We start from the raw sequence: 21462 nt of genomic DNA, 5'->3' as shown, positions 1-21462 counted from the left end.
CTGTTATGGCACGTAAACCGCTTGAAGGCACGCAGCTGGTTCTGATGACCATTGCGCTGTCGCTGGCTACTTTTATGCAGGTGCTGGATTCCACGATTGCTAACGTGGCAATACCGACCATTGCCGGCAACCTGGGGGCCTCTAACTCTCAGGGCACATGGGTGATCACCTCATTTGGCGTGGCAAACGCCATTTCGATCCCGATCACCGGCTGGCTGGCCAAGCGTTTTGGGGAAGTGAAGCTGTTTATGTGGTCGACGGTGGCGTTTGCCGCCGCCTCATGGCTGTGCGGCATGTCCGAAAGCCTGACCATGCTGATCTTCTTCCGCGTGATCCAGGGGATCGTCGCTGGTCCGCTGATCCCGCTGTCACAGAGCCTGCTGTTAAATAACTATCCCCCGGCTAAGCGCAGCGTGGCGCTTTCCCTGTGGGCAATGACGGTGATCGTCGCACCGATCTGCGGCCCGATCCTCGGCGGCTGGATTAGCGATAATTATCACTGGGGATGGATCTTCTTCATCAACGTGCCCATCGGCGTGGTGGTGGTAATCCTGGCCCTGCAGACACTGCGCAACCGCGAAACCGAAACCGTCATCCGCCCCATCGACACCGTGGGCCTGGTCCTGCTGGTCGTCGGCATTGGCTGCCTTCAGGTCATGCTGGATCGCGGGAAAGAGCTCGACTGGTTCAGCTCCAATGAAATCATTACATTAACGGTGATAGCCGTCGTAGCCCTGGTGGTGCTACTGGTGTGGGAGTTAACCGACGATCACCCGATCGTGGATTTGTCGCTGTTTAAATCGCGTAATTTCACCATCGGTTGCCTGTCGATCAGCCTCGCCTATATGCTCTACTTCGGCTCTATTGTCCTGCTGCCGCAGCTGTTGCAGGAGGTGTATGGTTACACCGCCACCTGGGCGGGGCTGGCCTCTGCGCCGGTGGGGATTATCCCGGTGATCCTGTCGCCAATTATCGGCCGCTTCGCGCACAAGCTGGATATGCGACGGCTGGTGACCTTCAGCTTTATTATGTATGCAGTGTGCTTCTACTGGCGCGCCTATACCTTTGAACCGGGGATGGATTTTGCTGCATCAGCCTGGCCGCAGTTTATCCAGGGCTTCGCCGTGGCCTGCTTCTTTATGCCACTGACCACCATCACTCTGTCAGGGCTGCCACCGGAACGCCTGGCGGCGGCATCGAGCCTGTCGAACTTTACCCGAACGCTGGCGGGTTCGATTGGTACCTCGATCACCACCACCATGTGGAGCGATCGCGAGTCGCTGCATCACGCCCATCTGACGGAGTCCGTAACGCCCTACAGCACCAATTCGCAACAGATGTATGCGAAGCTGGAACAGATGGGGATGACTCACGATCAGGCCTCGGCATACCTGGCGCAGCAGATCACCAATCAGGGGCTGATTATCTCAGCCAATGAGATCTTCTGGGCCTCGGCTGGCGTATTCCTGTTGCTGCTGGTTCTGGTGTGGTTTGCCCGGCCACCGTTTGGTGCGGGCGGCGGCGGCGGCGGTGCCCATTAAATAGCAGGTATAAAAAAAGGGCGACCCCAGCGGTCGCCCTTTTTATTCAGTGCCCTGTCAGGCGTTTTGACGCCACCATTCGGCCAGCAGTACACCGGTTGCCACGGAAACGTTAAGGCTTTCCACTTTCCCCGTACCACCAATTGAGACGCTCAGGTCGCCCTGATCGAAGGTGCTGTCTGACAGACCATCACGCTCCTGCCCCAGTACCAGCACCATTTTAGCCGGCAGTTCTGCACGAGACAGTGGAACCCCTTTATGGCTGGACGTAGTCACAATGGTGTAACCCGCCTTACGGAACGCGCTCAGACCGGCAGCAAAATTTTCACCGCTAATCGCCTGAACGTGTTCAGCACCGCCTTCTGCGGTACGCACAGCGGCGCCCGACTCCAGCATGGAGGCATCATCCACCAGCAATCCCTGCACACCGAAGTGCGCACAGCTGCGCATGATACCGCCCAGGTTGTGCGGGTTGCCGATGTCTTCCAGCGCCAGCACGCAGTCTTTTTCACCCGCCGTTGACAGCCACTGGCTTACTGGCATTCCGACACGCTTTTTGATCAGGAAGCAGACACCACCGTGGTGTTCCGTTCCTGAGGCTTTCTGCAGCTCGGCTTCATCCACGGTGTGGTAAGCCTTACGGTTAGCTGCCATATATTTCAGAGCTTCGCGGAAACGAGGCGTGACGCTCTGGATAAACCAGGCACGTACGATACTTTCCGGGCGGCTCTGGAACAGTGCCTGGCAGGCGTTTTCGCCATACACACGCGTCTCTTCCATACGCTGGCGGCGTATCTGCTCTGGATCGATGTAGCTTTTACCGCTGATGCCACCGTGATCCGGCTTATCGTCAGCTGCGGGGGCCGCATTCGGCGCACGGGAAACGGTACGCCACGGAGAGTCAGAATGCCCTTCGTCGCGATCGCGCCCGCCACGTGGCTTGCTGTCTGCATTACGTGATGGACGGCGTACGCCGTCCTGTGGACGTGGAGCACCTTTACCGGTACGGGGATTCCCGCCCTTGTTGCTGCTCTCGTCATCACCGCGGACATACATCACTTTGACCTTGCCGCTCTTACCTTTAAATTCGTCGTTCATTTTTCCTCCACCTGGCCTGAGCGCGAAGCGCGCAGATTACCTGATGTGGCAGCACTTAGCTATCAACTTCCAATAAAAGCCCGTAGCCGTTTATCCGCAACATCGTTATGAGACATTACCTATTATACCCATTGAACAAATCGCGTTGTTAGCCTCATTCCCCGCCCGCATAATGTGGGCTGATTTACTGAGAATTGCAGTAAGTAATCACTTACTCCTGAACTGAGGTGAATAATGAATACGGTTTGTGCATCCTGCCAGGCAACCAACCGCGTGCCTGCCGAGCGGCTGACTGACGGCGCAAAATGCGGCCGTTGCGGTCACGAGCTGTTTGATGGCCATGTGGTCAATGCGACAGCGGCGACGCTGGATAAATATCTGCAGGACGATCTGCCGGTCGTGATCGACTTCTGGGCGCCGTGGTGTGGCCCCTGCGTTAACTTCGCCCCGGTGTATGAGTCGGTGGCACAGGAGCGTAACGGCAGCATCCGCTTCCTGAAAGTTAATACCGAAGCTGAACCGGAGCTGAGCGCCCGCTTCCGTATCCGCAGTATTCCGACCATTATGATCTTTAAGCAGGGCGAGATGGCCGACATGCTGAACGGCGCGATGCCGAAAGCACCGTTTGAAGCCTGGCTGGACGAAAATCTGTAAGCATCACGCCGGGCATGCCCGGCGTTAATCCGTTAGAATAGCGTTTTTCTGTTGATGACTGCTGATGAACGATAACGCTGTTCTGTTGCTACGTGCCGCACGTCTGGCCCGTGCCACTCGCCCTTTTCTTGCCCGTGGTAACCGCATTACGCGCTGCCAGCGTTGCCTGTTGCCGCAAAAAAACTGCCTGTGCGACACCCTTGCTCCCCAGGCAGCCCGCAGCCGTTTTTGCCTGGTGATGTTTGACAGCGAACCGATGAAACCCAGCAATACCGGCAGACTGATTGCCGATATTCTGCCAGATACGCTGGCGTTTGGCTGGTCACGCACCGAGCCCGATCCAGCTCTGCTGGAGGCAGTCCGCAATCCGCATTATCAGCCGGTGGTGGTGTTCCCGGCATCCTATGCCGATGCCGGCAGGCCGGTACTGAATTCGCCCCCCGTCAACGGCAAGCCTCCGCTGTTTATCATGCTGGACGGCACCTGGACTGAAGCCCGCAAAATGTTCCGTAAAAGTCCCTGGCTGGATAACCTGCCCGTGATGTCACTGAACCTGACCCGCCCCTCCAATTATCAGTTACGCGTGGCGCACGCCGAAGGTCAGCACTGCACGGCCGAGGTCGCCGCCGAGCTGCTGCTGCAGGCCGGCGATGTCGCGGCCGGTGAAGCCCTGTTCCGCCATTTTGATCTCTTTCGTCAGCGCTATCTCGCAGGAAAACCCCATCATCCGCAGCAGATGGCTGAAAGTGATGATGAAATTCTGTCAGTGATCAAGTAACTGACAGCCCGGCCAGCATCTCCGGCAGACCCGGAGTAGACTCAAACTACTTTACCCGCCAGCATGACCGGGTGATATTCGAAGGGAGCGGAGATGAGTCAACGTGGATTAGAAGCCCTGCTGAAACCGAAATCTATTGCGGTAATCGGTGCCTCCACCCGGCCTGAGCGAGCCGGGTATCTGATGATGCGGAATCTGCTGGCCGGTGGCTTCAGCGGCCCGGTTCTTCCCGTCACGCCCAAATACCAGGCCGTATGCGGCGTGCTGGCCTGGCCGGACATTCCCAGCCTGCCGCTGTCTCCCGACCTCGCGATTATCTGCACCCATGCCAGACGTAATCTTGAGCTGCTTACGGCGCTGGGGGAGCGCGGATGCAAGGCCTGCATTATTCTCTCAGCGCCTGACGACCAACTGGCAGCGCTGAAGGCCTGCGCCAGCCGCTGGCAAATCCGCCTGTTGGGGCCTAACAGCCTGGGCCTGCTGGCACCGTGGCAGGGGCTGAATGCCAGCTTCTCGCCAGTCCCCATAACGCCAGGTAAGCTGGCCTTTATTTCCCAGTCAGCCGCCGTTTCTAACACCATCCTCGACTGGGCGCAACAGCGTCAGCTGGGCTTCTCATGGTTTATTGCGCTCGGTGACAGCCTGGATATTGATGCCGACGACCTGCTGGACTTCCTGGCTCGCGATGGCAAAACCAGCGCTATTCTGCTTTACCTGGAGCATCTCAGCGATGCGCGCCGTTTTGTCTCTGCAGCCCGCAGTGCCTCCCGTAATAAGCCTATTCTGGTCATTAAAAGTGGTCGCAGTCCTCAGGCCCAGCTATTGCTGAAAACTCACGGCGGGATGGATGCTGCGTGGGATGCCGCTATCCAGCGGGCTGGACTGTTACGCGTGCAGGATACCCATGAACTGTTCTCAGCGGTAGAAACCCTCAGTCATATGCGTCCGCTGCGCGGAGAGCGACTGATGATTATCAGTAACGGGGCGGCGCCGGCTGCGTTGGCGCTGGATGCGCTCTATGCCCGCAATGGCAAGCTCGCCACGTTAAGTGAGCCTTTACTTACTGAACTGGGCGCACAGCTGCCAGACAGTGTCACCCCGGGCAACCCGCTGGATTTGAAAGATGATGCCACCCCGGCACGCTATTTAGCGGCGCTGACATTACTGCTGGACAGCCACGACCTGGATGCCATTCTGATTATCCACGCCCCCAGTGCGGCAGCGCCGCCAACGCTCACCGCCCAACAAATCATTGCCCTGGTGAAACAGCATCCACGGGGCAAACAGCTTACGCTACTGACCAACTGGTGTGGAGAGTACTCTTCACTGGAAGCCCGCCGTCTGTTTAATGATGCTGGTGTCCCAACCTACCGAACACCGGAAGGCACCGTAACCGCCTTTATGCACATGGTGGCGTACCGGCGTAACCAGAAGCAGCTGCGTGAAACTCCCGCGCTACCCGCGAACCTGACCGCCAATACGGCGGACGCACACCGCCTGATCCACCAGGCGCTGCAGGACGGTGCCACATCACTGGACACGCATGAGGTGCAGCCCATTCTGCAGGCCTACGGTCTGAGCACGCTGCCGACCTGGATTGCCAGTGACAGCACGGAGGCCGTGCATATTGCCGGGCAGATTGGCTATCCTGTCGCGCTGAAGCTCCGTTCACCGGATATACCTCATAAATCAGAGGTCCAGGGCGTTATGCTGTATCTGCGCACGCCAGACGAGGTAGAGCAGGCGGCCAATGCCATTTTTGACCGTGTAAAAATGGCCTGGCCGCAGGCGCGCATTCACGGTTTGCTGGTACAGAGTATGGCGAACCGCGCCGGGGCCCAGGAACTGCGGGTTGTGGTGGAGCAGGATCCGCTCTTCGGACCGGTGATCATGCTGGGGGAAGGCGGGGTCACCTGGCACGCTGACCGTCAGGCGGTCATCGCCCTGCCGCCGCTGAATATGACCCTGGCGCGCTATCTGGTGATCCAGGCGATCAAGCAGGGAAAAATTCGTGGCCGCAGCGCACTTCATCCGCTGGATATTGTTGGCCTGAGCCAGGTGCTGGTTCAGGTGTCAAACCTGATCGTTGACTGCCCGGAGATCGTCCGACTGGATATCCATCCGCTGCTGGCGAGTCATGAGGATTTTACGCTGCTGGATGTGACGTTGCAGCTGGCAACGTTCCACGGTGATGCCGAAGCGCGGCTGGCAATACGCCCCTACCCTCACGAGCTGGAAGAAGCCGTACAGTTGAAAAATGGCCAGCAGTGCCTTTTCCGCCCCATCCTGCCAGAGGATGAGCCCTTATTGCAGCAGTTCATTGCTCAGGTGACGAAAGAAGATCTTTATTACCGCTATTTCAGTGAGATCAATGAGTTCACCCACGATGATTTGGCGAACATGACGCAGATCGACTACGATCGGGAAATGGCTATCGTCGCCGTTCGCCAGCATAAGGGTCAGGATGAGATTATTGGCGTGACGCGCGCCATCTCTGATGCCGACAATATTGATGCAGAATTCTCAGTGCTGGTGCGCTCGGATCTGAAAGGGCTTGGCCTGGGCCGGCGATTGCTGGAGAAGATGATTATCTATACCCGACAGCACGGCCTGCAACAGCTGAACGGTATCACTATGCCGAACAACAGAGGTATGGTGACCCTGGCACGTAAGCTGGGGTTTGCCGTTGACGTCCAGATGGAAGACGGCATTGTCGGGCTCTCACTGCATCTGCAAAGTGACCCGATCGGAGCCGAAAAGTAAATCTGATACTATCAGAACCAACTAATGGTATTATTCGCGGTTAGGGTCCTGATTTTATGGCAAAAGGCCATTCTATGAACAGAGAAGAAACGCACTGTGATGTTGTCAAAATTTAAGCGTAATAAACACCAACAGCACCTTGCGCAACTGCCTAAAATAGCTCAGTCAGTTGCTGATTTCACCACGCTGTATTCCCCGGCGGATTTTCGCGAGACGCTGCTTAGAAGCATTGCGTCGGCGACCCGGCGCATCTGCATAGTGGCTCTTTATCTGGAAAATGATGAGGGTGGCCAGGCGATCCTCTCTGCGCTCTACGCGGCAAAACAGCAGCGTCCGGAACTGGACATTCGTGTCCTCGTTGACTGGCACCGTGCCCAGCGCGGACGCATCGGCGCAGCAGCCTGTGCCACTAACGCGGACTGGTACTGTGATATGGCCGCCCGTCATCCCGGGCTGGCGATCCCGGTGTATGGTATTCCGGTCAACACGCGGGAAGCGCTCGGTGTGCTGCACCTGAAAGGGTCGATTATCGACGACACCGTTTTCTATACCGGGGCCAGCTTCAATGACGTTTATCTGCACCAGCATGAGCGTTACCGCTATGACCGTTACCAGCTGATCGGCAACCGTACCCTGGCTGATACGATGTTCGACTGGATTGAAACCAATCTCATTCAGGCGGAAGCCGTCAATCGGCTTGACCAGCATGAGCGCCCCAAAAGTCCGGAAATCAAGAATGAAACCCGCCAGTTCCGTCAGGATTTGCGTGGCTTTGATTACCAGTTTGACGGCGATGCCAACAACGAAGAGCTGGCCGTTACCCCGCTGGTCGGTCTTGGCAAGCGCAGCCTGCTGAACAAAACGATCTTCCACCTGATGCCCTGCGCCGAGCAGAAACTGACTATCTGTACGCCGTATTTCAATCTGCCCGCCATCCTGGTGCGTAACATTATCTATCTGCTGCGTCAGGGGAAAGAGGTGGAGATTATCGTGGGCGATAAAACCGCTAACGACTTCTATATCCCTGAAGACCAGCCGTTTAAAATCATCGGCGCACTACCCTACCTGTACGAAATTAACCTGCGCCGCTTCCTCAGCCGACTGCAGTATTACGTCAATAGCGGCCAGCTGACGGTACGCCTGTGGAAAGATGGCGAAAACAGCTACCATCTGAAAGGACTGTGGGTGGATGACGAGTGGATGATGGTGACGGGTAATAACCTGAACCCCCGTGCATGGCGACTGGACCTGGAAAATGCTGTCCTGATCCACGATCCGCTTCAGCAGCTGACGGAGCAGCGCGACCGTGAACTGGCGCTGATCCGCCAACATACGACAACGGTAGAGCATTTCCACGATCTGGAAAGTATCGCTGACTACCCGGTGAAAGTGCGGAAACTTATCCGCCGGCTTCGCCGCATCCGTATTGACCGGCTCATCAGCCGTATTCTTTAATCAGCAGCTATACTCCCTGCACTGGCCCCGCAATGTCGGGGCTTTTTTATGGAGTCTATATGCGCACCTGCCTGCTGGCCGTTATCGTCATTTGCAGTGGCTGTACTCATATGGCGCAGGATGACTGGACCGGGCGTGATAAAGCCCAGCACTTTATCTCCTCCGCCTTTCTTTCCGCCGCCGGTAATGCCTATGGTGAACGTCAGAACTGGCACAAAGACCGCAGCGGCAGCGTCGGGCTCATGTTCGCGATCGGCCTGGGGGCGGCGAAAGAACTGTTCGACAGCAGGGAAGGAGGAAGTGGCTGGAGCTGGAAAGATTTCAGCTGGGATGTAGCCGGTGCTGCCACCGGCTATGCATTATGGAATCTTGACCGCTAGTTACAGTTTTAACCCTTTACCGCGTCGGTGCAGCATCAGCGAAACCAGGAAGGCAATGGCCCCCATTCCAGAGACATACCAGAAGAAACTGGTTTCGCTGCCAGCCGCCTTCAGCGACAGCGCCACATATTCCGCCGATCCGCCAAACAGCGCGTTTGCCACGGCATAAGACAACCCCACACCCAGCGCCCGCACCTCCGGTGGGAACATTTCCGCCTTAAGGATCCCGCTGATCGATGTGTAGAAACTGGTGATCACCAGCGCCAGCATGACCAGCATAAAAGCGGCTGCCGGACTCGTCACGCTCTGCAACAGGGTCAGGATCGGTACGGTACAGACCGCAGCCAGTCCCCCGAAGATCAGCATGGAGTTACGCCGTCCGATCTTATCTGATAGCGCACCAAAAAATGGCTGCAGCAGCATAAAGATAAACAGCGCGCCGGTCATCAGACCGCTGGCGGCTTTATGATCCATACCGGCAGTGTTCACCAGATATTTCTGCATATACGTCGTAAAGGTGTAAAAGCTCAACGACCCGCCAGCGGTAAAGCCCAGTACCATGATAAAGGCACGCCGGTGTTTCCACAGTCCTTTCAGTGAGCCGGCATCTTTATGGCTGCGCGTGGTTTTATCGGAGGTTTCATTCAGGGAACGACGTAAATAGAGTGCGACCACGGCCAGCACGGCACCCAGCGCAAAGGGTATCCGCCAGCCCCAGGAACGCAGTTCTTCGTCAGAAAGGATCTGCTGCAACACAACGACGGTCAGCAGCGCCATCAGCTGGCCACCTATCAATGTCACATACTGAAATGACGCATAAAATCCCTTTCGCCCTTCTACCGCCACTTCGCTCATGTAGGTCGCACTGGTACCATATTCCCCGCCTACCGACAGCCCCTGAAACAATCGGGCCAGCAAAAGCAGAGCCGGCGCCCAGACCCCTATCGTCTCATACCCAGGCAAACAGGCGATCACCAGCGATCCAAAGCACATCATACAGACTGAAATTAGCATGGAGCTTTTACGCCCGTGCCTGTCACCAATATAGCCAAACAGCCAGCCACCAATAGGGCGCATCAGGAAACCGGCGGCGAACACCCCCGCCGTCTGGAGCAGCTGCGTTGTCGCATTACCGCTGGGGAAGAAGATATGAGCGAAGTACAGCGAGCAGAATGAATAAACATAGAAGTCGAACCATTCGACCAGATTACCGGAGGACGCCCCTACGATGGCCCAGACACGTTGACGAGTAGTCATTGACGCTGTCGCGTGCAAATTATTTTCAGTGATGGACTCTGCCATTAATAACCTCGTGAGTTCTTTCCTTGCTTTGAACAAGCGCCAAAGAGTATAGATATCAATTAACTCAAATGCTGTTTTGTTATGAAATTGTTTTATAAGGATGGGTTGTTAATTTTGTGAGTCAGCATGGATTATTGCATAAGGAATAGCGTGGTCATATCAGCGAACACGCTGGAAACAGGCAGGAAATTCCGAATTTGGCGATTAAACGGGGCAGACAGGGGAAACGAACGATCTTTTGGGAGGAGATTAAGTCAGGGGGGAGAGATCGATGGGGAATTATCCCCGCTAAACGCAAAAAACCCCGGCCTTTCGGTCGGGGTTATTGCTTTATTTGATGCCTGGCAGTTCCCTACTCTCGCATGGGGAGACCCCACACTACCATCGGCGCTACGGCGTTTCACTTCTGAGTTCGGCATGGGGTCAGGTGGGACCACCGCGCTAAAGCCGCCAGGCAAATTCTTTGTGCTCTGTCCTGTGTCTTTTGTGCTCTGACGGCGTTGCCTGCGCTCGTAAGCTCAGTCACATACTTCTGTATGCTCCTTCTCTCACTTCACTGGCCGCCTTGTCACAGCGCAAAATCCTTCGGACTCAATTCCGGGAACAGGCTGAAAATTGTTTTGCGTCTCTCGAACGCGCGCCAGAACGCTTCTGGCGTTGTAAGGTTAAGCCTCACGGGTCATTAGTACCGGTTAGCTCAACGCATCGCTGCGCTTACACACCCGGCCTATCAACGTCGTAGTCTTCAACGTCCCTTCAGGGGGCTCAGGGCCCCAGGGAGAATTCATCTCGAGGCAAGTTTCGCGCTTAGATGCTTTCAGCGCTTATCTTTTCCGCACTTAGCTACCGGGCAATGCCATTGGCATGACAACCCGAACACCAGCGGTGCGTTCACTCCGGTCCTCTCGTACTAGGAGCAACCCCTCTCAATTCTCCAGCGCCCACGGCAGATAGGGACCGAACTGTCTCACGACGTTCTAAACCCAGCTCGCGTACCACTTTAAACGGCGAACAGCCGTACCCTTGGGACCTACTTCAGCCCCAGGATGTGATGAGCCGACATCGAGGTGCCAAACACCGCCGTCGATATGAACTCTTGGGCGGTATCAGCCTGTTATCCCCGGAGTACCTTTTATCCGTTGAGCGATGGCCCTTCCATTCAGAACCACCGGATCACTATGACCTGCTTTCGCACCTGCTCGAGCCGTCACTCTCGCAGTCAAGCTAGCTTATGCCATTGCACTAACCTCACGATGTCCGACCGTGATTAGCTAACCTTCGTGCTCCTCCGTTACTCTTTAGGAGGAGACCGCCCCAGTCAAACTACCCACCAGACACTGTCCCCACGCCGGATTACGGCGCCAGGTTAGAACATCAAACGTTAAAGGGTGGTATTTCAAGGTTGGCTCCACGCAGACTGGCGTCCACGCTTCAAAGCCTCCCACCTATCCTACACATCAAGGCTCAATGTTCAGTGTCAAGCTGTAGTAAAGGTTCACGGGGTCTTTCCGTCTTGCCGCGGGTACACTGCATCTTCACAGCGAGTTCAATTTCACTGAGTCTCGGGTGGAGACAGCCTGGCCATCATTACGCCATTCGTGCAGGTCGGAACTTACCCGACAAGGAATTTCGCTACCTTAGGACCGTTATAGTTACGGCCGCCGTTTACCGGGGCTTCGATCAAGAGCTTCTCCTTGCGGATAACCCCATCAATTAACCTTCCGGCACCGGGCAGGCGTCACACCGTATACGTCCACTTTCGTGTTTGCACAGTGCTGTGTTTTTAATAAACAGTTGCAGCCAGCTGGTATCTTCGACTGCCTTCAGCTCCAGGAGCAAGTCCTTTCACCTACCGGCAGCGTGCCTTCTCCCGAAGTTACGGCACCATTTTGCCTAGTTCCTTCACCCGAGTTCTCTCAAGCGCCTTGGTATTCTCTACCTGACCACCTGTGTCGGTTTGGGGTACGATTCGATGTTACCTGATGCTTAGAGGCTTTTCCTGGAAGCAGGGCATTTGTTACTTCAGCACCGTAGTGCCTCGTCATCACGCCTCAGCCTTAAAGAGTTCCGGATTTGCCTGGAACTCAAGCCTACACGCTTAAACCGGGACAACCGTCGCCCGGCTAACATAGCCTTCTCCGTCCCCCCTTCGCAGTAACACCGAGTACAGGAATATTAACCTGTTTCCCATCGACTACGCCTTTCGGCCTCGCCTTAGGGGTCGACTCACCCTGCCCCGATTAACGTTGGACAGGAACCCTTGGTCTTCCGGCGAGCGGGCTTTTCACCCGCTTTATCGTTACTTATGTCAGCATTCGCACTTCTGATACCTCCAGCAGACCTCACAGTCCACCTTCGACGGCTTACAGAACGCTCCCCTACCCAACAACACTTGCGTGTCGCTGCCGCAGCTTCGGTGCATGGTTTAGCCCCGTTACATCTTCCGCGCAGGCCGACTCGACCAGTGAGCTATTACGCTTTCTTTAAATGATGGCTGCTTCTAAGCCAACATCCTGGCTGTCTGTGCCTTCCCACATCGTTTCCCACTTAACCATGACTTTGGGACCTTAGCTGGCGGTCTGGGTTGTTTCCCTCTTCACGACGGACGTTAGCACCCGCCGTGTGTCTCCCGTGATAACATTCTTCGGTATTCGCAGTTTGCATCGGGTTGGTAAGCCGGGATGGCCCCCTAGCCGAAACAGTGCTCTACCCCCGAAGATGAGTTCACGAGGCGCTACCTAAATAGCTTTCGGGGAGAACCAGCTATCTCCCGGTTTGATTGGCCTTTCACCCCCAGCCACAAGTCATCCGCTAATTTTTCAACATTAGTCGGTTCGGTCCTCCAGTTAGTGTTACCCAACCTTCAACCTGCCCATGGCTAGATCACCGGGTTTCGGGTCTATACCCTGCAACTTAACGCCCAGTTAAGACTCGGTTTCCCTTCGGCTCCCCTATACGGTTAACCTTGCTACAGAATATAAGTCGCTGACCCATTATACAAAAGGTACGCAGTCACCTAACAAGTAGGCTCCCACTGCTTGTACGTACACGGTTTCAGGTTCTGTTTCACTCCCCTCGCCGGGGTTCTTTTCGCCTTTCCCTCACGGTACTGGTTCACTATCGGTCAGTCAGGAGTATTTAGCCTTGGAGGATGGTCCCCCATATTCAGACAGGATGTCACGTGTCCCGCCCTACTCATCGAACTCACAGTAAGTGCATTTTTGTGTACGGGAGTATCACCCTGTACCCTGCGACTTTCCAGACGCTTCCACTAATGCACAAACTGATTCAGGTTCTGGGCTGTTCCCCGTTCGCTCGCCGCTACTGGGGGAATCTCGGTTGATTTCTTTTCCTCGGGGTACTTAGATGTTTCAGTTCCCCCGGTTCGCCTCATGCCACTATGTATTCATGACATGATAGTGTGACGTATCACACTGGGTTTCCCCATTCGGGTATCGTCGGTTGTTGCGGTTCATATCACCTTACCGACGCTTATCGCAGATTAGCACGCCCTTCATCGCCTCTGACTGCCTAGGCATCCACCGTGTACGCTTAGTCGCTTAACCTCACAACCCACAAGCGTCCCATACGGAACACGTGTTGTCGTTGCGAGCATTTGAGAGACTCGAACATATCGTAGATTTCATTCTTATTACGGAGAATGAAAACGACATGTCGTTTCAATTTTCAGCTTGTTCCGGATTGTTAAAGAGCAAATATCTCAAACGTGACTCGTTAAAGTCAGTTTTGAGATACGGTGATAACGACTTTCACTTCGTTACCGGTATGGCGTCCCCAAGGGGATTCGAACCCCTGTTACAGCCGTGAAAGGGCAGTGTCCTGGGCCTCTAGACGATGGGGACTCTGATACTACTATTGCTCGTTACTTCTATCAGACAATCTGTGTGGACACTACGCGGGAAGGTATCTTCAGGTAAGGAGGTGATCCAACCGCAGGTTCCCCTACGGTTACCTTGTTACGACTTCACCCCAGTCATGAATCACAAAGTGGTAAGCGCCCTCCCGAAGGTTAAGCTACCTACTTCTTTTGCAACCCACTCCCATGGTGTGACGGGCGGTGTGTACAAGGCCCGGGAACGTATTCACCGTAGCATTCTGATCTACGATTACTAGCGATTCCGACTTCACGGAGTCGAGTTGCAGACTCCGATCCGGACTACGACGCACTTTATGAGGTCCGCTTGCTCTCGCGAGGTCGCTTCTCTTTGTATGCGCCATTGTAGCACGTGTGTAGCCCTGGCCGTAAGGGCCATGATGACTTGACGTCATCCCCACCTTCCTCCGGTTTATCACCGGCAGTCTCCTTTGAGTTCCCACCATTACGTGCTGGCAACAAAGGATAAGGGTTGCGCTCGTTGCGGGACTTAACCCAACATTTCACAACACGAGCTGACGACAGCCATGCAGCACCTGTCTCACGGTTCCCGAAGGCACTAAGGCATCTCTGCCAAATTCCGTGGATGTCAAGGCCAGGTAAGGTTCTTCGCGTTGCATCGAATTAAACCACATGCTCCACCGCTTGTGCGGGCCCCCGTCAATTCATTTGAGTTTTAACCTTGCGGCCGTACTCCCCAGGCGGTCGACTTAACGCGTTAGCTCCGGAAGCCACGCCTCAAGGGCACAACCTCCAAGTCGACATCGTTTACGGCGTGGACTACCAGGGTATCTAATCCTGTTTGCTCCCCACGCTTTCGCACCTGAGCGTCAGTCTTTGTCCAGGGGGCCGCCTTCGCCACCGGTATTCCTCCAGATCTCTACGCATTTCACCGCTACACCTGGAATTCTACCCCCCTCTACAAGACTCTAGCCTGCCAGTTTCGAATGCAGTTCCCAGGTTGAGCCCGGGGATTTCACATCCGACTTGACAGACCGCCTGCGTGCGCTTTACGCCCAGTAATTCCGATTAACGCTTGCACCCTCCGTATTACCGCGGCTGCTGGCACGGAGTTAGCCGGTGCTTCTTCTGCGGGTAACGTCAATCGACGAAGTTATTAACTTCATCGCCTTCCTCCCCACTGAAAGTACTTTACAACCCGAAGGCCTTCTTCATACACGCGGCATGGCTGCATCAGGCTTGCGCCCATTGTGCAATATTCCCCACTGCTGCCTCCCGTAGGAGTCTGGACCGTGTCTCAGTTCCAGTGTGGCTGGTCATCCTCTCAGACCAGCTAGGGATCGTCGCCTAGGTGAGCCGTTACCCCACCTACTAGCTAATCCCATCTGGGCACATCCGATGGTGTGAGGCCCGAAGGTCCCCCACTTTGGTCCGAAGACGTTATGCGGTATTAGCTACCGTTTCCAGTAGTTATCCCCCTCCATCAGGCAGTTTCCCAGACATTACTCACCCGTCCGCCACTCGTCACCCGAGAGCAAGCTCTCTGTGCTACCGTTCGACTTGCATGTGTTAGGCCTGCCGCCAGCGTTCAATCTGAGCCATGATCAAACTCTTCAATTAAAAGTTCGATTTGCTGCAACAAGTGCAGCGATGCTCAAGTGTAAAACGTCATAATGAATTTCATTATGTGTTCACTCTTAAGACTTGATATTTTTTGTCACCCGGAGGTGACTGATATCAATCCTGCGAGTGCCCACACAGATTGTCTGATAAATTGTTAAAGAGCGTTGCGAGCAGTGCAGGAGCTTCCTGCCGCGAGGTGGCGTATATTACGCTTTCCTCCTTCGGAGTCAACTTCTTTTTGAGAAGTTTTTTCCGGCGCTATCAGTTACCTGACGCTGCTGACCCGGTGGCCTGTAAGCCGTTGTTCCGTGTCAGTGGAGGCGCAGTATAGGGATTTTCTGGCAGCTGACAAGGGTAAATTGCAAAAATACTTTCAAGTGATTACTTTTCACCCAAAACTGCACTTTAACCTCGTTTTATGCTGCTTTAATAAACAGAAATGGGCCAAAGGCCCATTTCTGTTGCTTGCGTCAATTATTGATGGGCGACGATAACGCCGTCCTCGACATCCATTTCTATGGTTTTGCCCGGAACCAGCGCACCAGACAGGATCTGCTGAGCCAGCGGGTTTTCTATCTGCTGCTGAATAGCGCGTTTCAGCGGCCTTGCCCCATAGACCGGGTCATAACCATTTTCGCCCAGTTTCTTCAGCGCCTCTTCGGAGATATGCAGAGCATAGCCACGATCTTCCAGTCGCTGATACAGGCGAGCCAGCTGGATGCGGGCAATAGAAGCAATATGCTGTTCACCCAGCGGATGGAACACCACCAGCTCATCAATACGGTTGATAAACTCCGGACGGAAGTTCTGACTGACGACTGACAGCACCATCTCTTTCATATCGCCGTAGCTCAACGCACCGAAGCGCTCCTGGATTAAGTCTGAACCCAGATTCGAGGTCATTATCACGACCGTATTACGGAAGTCGACCGTTCTGCCCTGCCCGTCAGTAAGACGACCATCGTCCAGCACCTGCAGCAGGATGTTAAACACATCCGGATGCGCCTTCTCTACCTCATCCAGCAGGATGACAGAATAAGGGCGACGGCGAACCGCCTCAGTCAGATAACCGCCTTCTTCATATCCGACATAGCCAGGAGGTGCCCCGACAAGACGCGATACCGAATGTTTTTCCATAAATTCGGACATGTCGATACGCACCATCGCGTCGTCACTGTCGAACATAAAGTTAGCCAGCGCTTTACAGAGCTCTGTTTTACCCACCCCCGTCGGGCCGAGGAACAGGAATGACCCAATCGGGCGGTTAGGATCGGCCAGTCCGGCACGGCTGCGGCGAATCGCATTCGATACCGCTTCCACCGCTTCATTCTGCCCAATCACCCGGGTGTGCAGCTCCTCCTCCATACGCAGTAGTTTGTCGCGCTCACCTTCCATCATCCGGTCGACAGGGATCCCAGTCCAGCGCGCCAGCACACCGGCAATCTCGACGTCCGTTACGCGGTTACGCAGCAGTCGCATCGTCTTGCCTTCATTCTGCGTGGCCGCCGCCAGCTGTTTTTCCAGCTCCGGAATTTTTCCGTACTGCAGCTCAGACATCTGCCCGAGATCGCCCTGACGACGCGCCTGTTCCATTGCCAGCTTCGCCTGCTCCAGCTCGGCTTTAATATGCTGGGTGCCAGACAGTTCCGCTTTTTCTGCTTTCCACTCTTCTTCCAGCTCAGAGTATTCACGCTCTTTCTGGTTCAGTTCGGTTTCCAGCATCTCCAGCCGTTTGATACTTGCATCGTCAGACTCTTTCTTCAGCGCCTGCTGTTCCAGCTTCAGCTGAATAATACGACGCTCTAATCTGTCCAGTGATTCCGGCTTCGAGTCAATCTGCATACGAATGCTGGACGCGGCCTCATCAATCAGGTCAATCGCCTTGTCCGGTAACTTACGGTCGGCAATGTAGCGGTGAGAGAGCGTCGCCGCCGCCACAATCGCCGGGTCAGTGATCTGCACATGGTGATGCAGCTCATAACGTTCTTTTAAGCCACGCAGGATCGCGATGGTATCTTCCACAGTCGGTTCAGCAACGAAGACCTTCTGGAAACGCCGCTCCAGCGCAGCATCCTTCTCTATATACTGACGATACTCATCCAGCGTGGTCGCGCCCACACAGTGCAGCTCTCCTCGCGCCAGCGCTGGCTTCAGCATATTACCGGCATCCATTGCCCCATCGGCCTTACCTGCACCGACCATTGTATGCAGCTCGTCAATAAACAGAATGACGTTGCCTTCCTGCTTAGACAGGTCGCTCAGCACCCCTTTCAGGCGCTCTTCAAATTCACCGCGATATTTCGCCCCGGCGACCAGCGCCCCCATATCAAGCGCCAGCACACGACGGCCTTTCAGCCCTTCAGGCACTTCTCCGTTGATGATGCGCTGCGCGAGGCCTTCGACAATGGCCGTTTTACCCACGCCAGGCTCACCGATCAGTACCGGGTTGTTTTTAGTACGGCGTTGCAGCACCTGAATGGTACGGCGGATCTCTTCGTCACGCCCGATGACCGGGTCCAGCTTACCCAGCTCCGCCCGTTCAGTCAGATCGATGGTGTATTTTTTCAGTGCCTGCCGCTGATCTTCTGCTCCCTGGTCGTTCACGCTGTCTCCTCCCCGCATCTGCTCAATGGCTTTGCTCAGTTTGTCACTGGTGGCACCGGCAGACTTTAACAGGTCAGCCAGCGAACCACGGGAGTCGAGCGCCGCCAGAACGAACAGTTCTGATGAAATAAAATTATCGCCCCGCTTTTGGGCCAACTTGTCGCACAGGTTAAGTACCCGCACTAAGTCGGCAGAAGGCTGAACATCACCATCGCTGCCTTCCACCTGCGGTAAACGGCTCAGGGCCTGTTCAATGCCGGTGCGCAGTGATGCAACGTCAAGGCCTGCGGTCGTGAGTAATGGACGAACGGATCCGCCTTCCTGATTAAGCAGTGCGCTCATCAGATGCAGAGGTTCGATAAATTGGTTGTCGCGGCCAAGAGCCAGTGACTGAGCGTCGGCGAGTGCCAGTTGGAATTTGTTAGTAAGACGATCCAGACGCATAATTTCCCCCTATCAGGTCAAATTGCTACTGGAGATTAAATGAGGTCATCCCTCAAATTTTTCAAGGTTAATGGCCTGACATTTTGGAGAAAAAAACATCAATCCGGACCGTCTTATGGCGCTAGGTTATATCAGCCAGATCAAACTTGCCATACGGCCAGTGACGCCATCGCGTCGGAAGGAGAAAAATTGCTCAGGCTGTGTATAGGTACACTGGCCAGCATCCCAGACGTGACGCACTCCGCAGACCTGAAGACGATGTTTTGCCAACAGCGATAAATCGGCATAAAACTTTTCACCCGCCGGGCGGAAAGCCACTGAGTCGCCTGGATTTTGTGCGATAAAGGCCTCGCGGACTTCCTGTCCGACCTCAAATGCTTCTGCGCCTATTGCGGGGCCCAGCCAGGCAAAAATCTGTGAGGGAGGGGCAGAAAAAGCATTTAATGTCTCTTCGAGTACCCCATTACACAGCCCCCGCCAGCCGGCATGAGCAGCGGCGACTTCCTGACCGTCCTGGGAACAGAACAATACCGGAAGACAGTCGGCGGTCATCACGGCACAAACCACACCCGGCGTCCGGCTATAAGCCGCATCCGCCCGCAGTGATGGCGGGACCTTCCAGTCCAGTGTCAGCACCTCTGTGCCATGTACCTGCTCCAGCCACTGCGGCATGGAGGGCAGATCGCCAAGCTCCAGCAGGCGCTGACGGTTGGTCTGCACATGCTGCTCGTCGTCGCCCACGTGCGCGCCGAGGTTGAGGCTTTCCCAGGGAGCCTGGCTTACGCCCCCCTGACGTGTGCTGCTGCACGCTCGCACGCTGGCCGGAACCTGCCAGCCGGGAATAATCAGGCTCATTACCAGTCCAGCTGCTCTTTGAACTCTTCGGTATCGGCCTTCAGGGCATTGATCAACTCAACCATGTCCTGAGGCAGAGGCGCATGCCATTCCATCTCAATCCCGGTGATCGGGTGATAGAGACGCAGCATCGTGGCATGTAAAGCCTGACGGTCGAAACCACGCAAAGTGCTGATAAAGGCTTCGGAGGCCCCTTTTGGTGGGCGAGGACGGCCGCCATAAAGCGGGTCACCCACCAGCGGATGATTGATATGCGACATATGCACACGGATCTGGTGCGTACGTCCGGTTTCCAGCCGCAGACGCAGCCGCGTATGGGCACGGAAGTGCTCCATAATACGGTAGTGCGTGGTGGCCGGTTTGCCCATCGGGTGTACTGCCATGTGAGTACGCTTCGTCGAATGGCGGCTGATGGGCTGATCGACCGTACCGCCCGCCGTCATGCGACCAATAGCAACGGCTTCATATTCACGGGTAAACTCGCGCAGCTGCAGCGACTCCACCAGGTGCGTCTGCGCCGGTACCGTTTTTGCCACTACCATCAGGCCCGTGGTGTCTTTATCCAGACGGTGCACAATACCGGCACGAGGCACATCGGCAATCGCCGGGAAATGGTGCAGCAGTGCATTCAGCACCGTGCCGTCAGGATTACCGGCCCCCGGATGTACGACCAGGTCGCGCGGTTTATTGATCACCAGAATATCGTCATCTTCGTAGACGATATTCAGGGCAATGTCCTGGGCTTCCCAGCGGGCTTCTTCATCAATTTCAGCATCGAGAGTAATTTGCTCACCGCCGAGCACTTTTTCTTTCGGTTTGTCGATTATTGCACCATTGACGGTGATGCGGCGGTCGAGGATCCATTCTTTTATGCGAGAACGGGAATAATCAGGGAACAATTCGGCCAAAGCCTGATCTAACCGTTGTCCGAGTTGCGATTCGGATACCGTTGCATTGAGTTTTACTTGTTGTGCCATAAATAAACAGCTTCTTCGTTAACGTTGGGTTTTCACGGCGATGCCGTTTAATATAATGTGCTATCGTACCTGGTCACTACCGGAAGCTTAACGGACAGCTTCCTGAATAACACTCTGAGGATAAGCAAATCGTCATGACGCGTATGAAATATCTGGTGGCTGCAGCCACGTTGAGCCTGGCATTAGCTGGATGTTCCGGCTCCAAGGATGTGGTGCCTGACAGCCCGCCTTCCGAGATCTATGCCACTGCCCAGCAAAAACTGCAGGACGGTAACTTTAAAGGAGCAATAACGCAACTGGAAGCGCTCGATAACCGCTATCCATTCGGCCCTTACTCCCAGCAAGTTCAGCTAGACCTGATCTACGCTTACTATAAAAATGCCGATTTGCCACTGGCGCAAGCCGCCATTGACCGCTTTATGCGTCTGAATCCTACGCATCCAAACGTGGACTACGTAATCTATATGCGTGGTCTGACGGATATGGCGCTGGATGACAGTGCACTGCAGGGCTTTTTTGGTATAGACCGTTCAGACCGCGATCCCACCCATGCGCGTGATGCCTTTAAAGACTTCTCGCAGCTGCTGCGTGGCTATCCAAACAGCCAGTATGCGACGGATGCACGCAAACGCCTGGTGTTCCTGAAAGATCGTCTGGCGAAATACGAACTGTCTGTGGCGGAATTCTACACTAAACGTGAGGCATATGTCGCTGTGGTTAACCGCGTGGAACAAATGCTGAAAGATTACCCGGATACACAGGCTACACGAAACGCACTGCCACTGATGGAAAATGCTTACCGTCAGCTGCAGTTAAATGCTGAGGCCGATCGCGTGGCAAAAATCATCGCCGCCAATCAGGCTTAAGTCTGAAGTCATAAAAAAGGCAGCCTGCGGGCTGCCTTTTTTTGGCCTGGAAACGGATGTGGCCCTCCATTTCCAGTCAGTTCAACCGGTCAACAATGCCATTGAAAACGCCCCCCGACAACCCTCAGAGTCCGATTTATCCTTCCGCCTCACACTTTTCTTGTCCTTGACAAAAAGTGACAAAATAACGTGATTTTGATCACACTTTTTTACCCTTTTCGCGGTATGCTGGGTTCACCAAGACGGAAATGACAGAGAGGTAAGCA

Annotated in this window: 12 protein-coding genes, 1 tRNA gene and 3 rRNA genes; 7 read left to right on the top strand and 9 right to left on the bottom strand. The window is 54.9% G+C overall.

All coding sequences use genetic code 11. The features are described from left to right. The first annotated feature begins 5 nt into the window (after nt 1-5). Nucleotides 6-1541, top strand: a complete 1536-nt coding sequence (emrB, locus tag K6L24_RS04880) for a multidrug efflux MFS transporter permease subunit EmrB (protein ID WP_062744553.1) — start codon at nt 6-8, stop codon at nt 1539-1541. 57 nt (nt 1542-1598) lie between these two features. Here the strand turns inward: emrB and K6L24_RS04875 are convergent, their stop codons facing one another. Beyond that, the gene (locus tag K6L24_RS04875) at nt 1599-2639 is read right to left on the bottom strand and encodes a tRNA/rRNA methyltransferase (RefSeq protein ID WP_222681999.1); all 1041 of its coding nucleotides are present in this window, start codon (nt 2637-2639) and stop codon (nt 1599-1601) included. A 234-nt stretch (nt 2640-2873) separates the two neighbouring features. Here K6L24_RS04875 and trxC point away from each other — a divergent pair, with 234 nt between their 5' ends. From trxC to K6L24_RS04845, 5 genes are all read left to right on the top strand, one after another. Next, nucleotides 2874-3293 carry a thioredoxin TrxC gene (gene trxC / locus K6L24_RS04870; protein WP_062744551.1) on the top strand — a complete coding sequence of 140 codons (420 nt, stop codon included), beginning with the start codon at nt 2874-2876 and terminating at the stop codon, nt 3291-3293. Nucleotides 3294-3357: 64 nt separating this feature from the next. After that, nucleotides 3358-4071, top strand: coding sequence for a tRNA-uridine aminocarboxypropyltransferase (locus K6L24_RS04865; protein WP_062744550.1), 714 nt, complete (start codon nt 3358-3360; stop codon nt 4069-4071). Nucleotides 4072-4164: 93 nt separating this feature from the next. Then, complete coding sequence (locus K6L24_RS04860; protein WP_222681998.1) at nt 4165-6834, top strand: bifunctional acetate--CoA ligase family protein/GNAT family N-acetyltransferase; 2670 nt, start codon at nt 4165-4167, stop codon at nt 6832-6834. A 99-nt stretch (nt 6835-6933) separates the two neighbouring features. Further along, nucleotides 6934-8289 carry a CDP-diacylglycerol--serine O-phosphatidyltransferase gene (pssA, locus tag K6L24_RS04850; protein ID WP_245006712.1) on the top strand — a complete coding sequence of 452 codons (1356 nt, stop codon included), beginning with the start codon at nt 6934-6936 and terminating at the stop codon, nt 8287-8289. Between the two features lie 59 nt (nt 8290-8348). Further along, nucleotides 8349-8669, top strand: coding sequence for a YfiM family lipoprotein (locus tag K6L24_RS04845; protein ID WP_118663388.1), 321 nt, complete (start codon nt 8349-8351; stop codon nt 8667-8669). On the opposite strand, the gene K6L24_RS04840 is transcribed toward K6L24_RS04845, so the two are convergent. The 8 genes from K6L24_RS04840 to rluD form a co-directional block, all read right to left on the bottom strand. Then, complete coding sequence (locus tag K6L24_RS04840) at nt 8670-9971, bottom strand: MFS transporter (RefSeq protein ID WP_118663386.1); 1302 nt, start codon at nt 9969-9971, stop codon at nt 8670-8672. Nucleotides 9972-10310: 339 nt separating this feature from the next. Then, nucleotides 10311-10426 (bottom strand): 5S ribosomal RNA (gene rrf / locus K6L24_RS04835). A gap of 206 nt (nt 10427-10632) precedes the next feature. Next, nucleotides 10633-13537 (bottom strand): 23S ribosomal RNA (locus K6L24_RS04830). A gap of 221 nt (nt 13538-13758) precedes the next feature. Beyond that, nucleotides 13759-13834, bottom strand: a tRNA-Glu gene (locus tag K6L24_RS04825). Between the two features lie 72 nt (nt 13835-13906). After that, nucleotides 13907-15447: ribosomal RNA gene (locus K6L24_RS04820) — 16S ribosomal RNA — on the bottom strand. Together the 16S, 23S and 5S rRNA genes with 1 tRNA gene alongside form the textbook arrangement of a ribosomal RNA operon. Before the next feature lie 477 nt (nt 15448-15924). After that, nucleotides 15925-18498, bottom strand: coding sequence for an ATP-dependent chaperone ClpB (gene clpB, locus K6L24_RS04815; protein ID WP_118663384.1), 2574 nt, complete (start codon nt 18496-18498; stop codon nt 15925-15927). Nucleotides 18499-18624: 126 nt separating this feature from the next. Further along, nucleotides 18625-19353, bottom strand: coding sequence for a purine nucleoside phosphorylase YfiH (gene yfiH, locus K6L24_RS04810; RefSeq protein WP_222681996.1), 729 nt, complete (start codon nt 19351-19353; stop codon nt 18625-18627). Further along, on the bottom strand, nt 19353-20330 hold the full coding sequence (gene rluD / locus K6L24_RS04805; protein ID WP_118663382.1) for a 23S rRNA pseudouridine(1911/1915/1917) synthase RluD: 978 nt from the start codon (nt 20328-20330) through the stop codon (nt 19353-19355). The genes yfiH and rluD overlap by 1 nt, the downstream gene beginning before the upstream one ends. A 134-nt stretch (nt 20331-20464) precedes the next feature. Here rluD and bamD point away from each other — a divergent pair, with 134 nt between their 5' ends. Continuing rightward, on the top strand, nt 20465-21196 hold the full coding sequence (gene bamD, locus K6L24_RS04800) for an outer membrane protein assembly factor BamD (protein WP_062744148.1): 732 nt from the start codon (nt 20465-20467) through the stop codon (nt 21194-21196). The last annotated feature ends 266 nt before the right edge of the window (nt 21197-21462 follow it).

The sequence above is a fragment of the Erwinia persicina genome, assembly GCF_019844095.1.
Taxonomy (GTDB): domain Bacteria; phylum Pseudomonadota; class Gammaproteobacteria; order Enterobacterales; family Enterobacteriaceae; genus Erwinia; species Erwinia persicina.
This window is presented reverse-complemented; position numbering and strand designations above follow the sequence as displayed.

Bases quoted from the DNA above. Each gene is read 5' to 3' on its own strand.
- emrB (WP_062744553.1), top strand. From the start codon at position 6: ATGGCACGTAAACCGCTTGAAGGCACGCAGCTGGTTCTGATGACCATT.
- rluD (WP_118663382.1), bottom strand. From the start codon at position 20,330: ATGGCACAACAAGTAAAACTCAATGCAACGGTATCCGAATCGCAACTC.
- K6L24_RS04845 (WP_118663388.1), top strand. From the start codon at position 8,349: ATGCGCACCTGCCTGCTGGCCGTTATCGTCATTTGCAGTGGCTGTACT.
- pssA (WP_245006712.1), top strand. From the start codon at position 6,934: ATGTTGTCAAAATTTAAGCGTAATAAACACCAACAGCACCTTGCGCAA.
- yfiH (WP_222681996.1), bottom strand. From the start codon at position 19,353: ATGAGCCTGATTATTCCCGGCTGGCAGGTTCCGGCCAGCGTGCGAGCG.
- K6L24_RS04840 (WP_118663386.1), bottom strand. From the start codon at position 9,971: ATGGCAGAGTCCATCACTGAAAATAATTTGCACGCGACAGCGTCAATG.
- bamD (WP_062744148.1), top strand. From the start codon at position 20,465: ATGACGCGTATGAAATATCTGGTGGCTGCAGCCACGTTGAGCCTGGCA.
- K6L24_RS04865 (WP_062744550.1), top strand. From the start codon at position 3,358: ATGAACGATAACGCTGTTCTGTTGCTACGTGCCGCACGTCTGGCCCGT.
- trxC (WP_062744551.1), top strand. From the start codon at position 2,874: ATGAATACGGTTTGTGCATCCTGCCAGGCAACCAACCGCGTGCCTGCC.
- K6L24_RS04875 (WP_222681999.1), bottom strand. From the start codon at position 2,639: ATGAACGACGAATTTAAAGGTAAGAGCGGCAAGGTCAAAGTGATGTAT.
- K6L24_RS04860 (WP_222681998.1), top strand. From the start codon at position 4,165: ATGAGTCAACGTGGATTAGAAGCCCTGCTGAAACCGAAATCTATTGCG.
- clpB (WP_118663384.1), bottom strand. From the start codon at position 18,498: ATGCGTCTGGATCGTCTTACTAACAAATTCCAACTGGCACTCGCCGAC.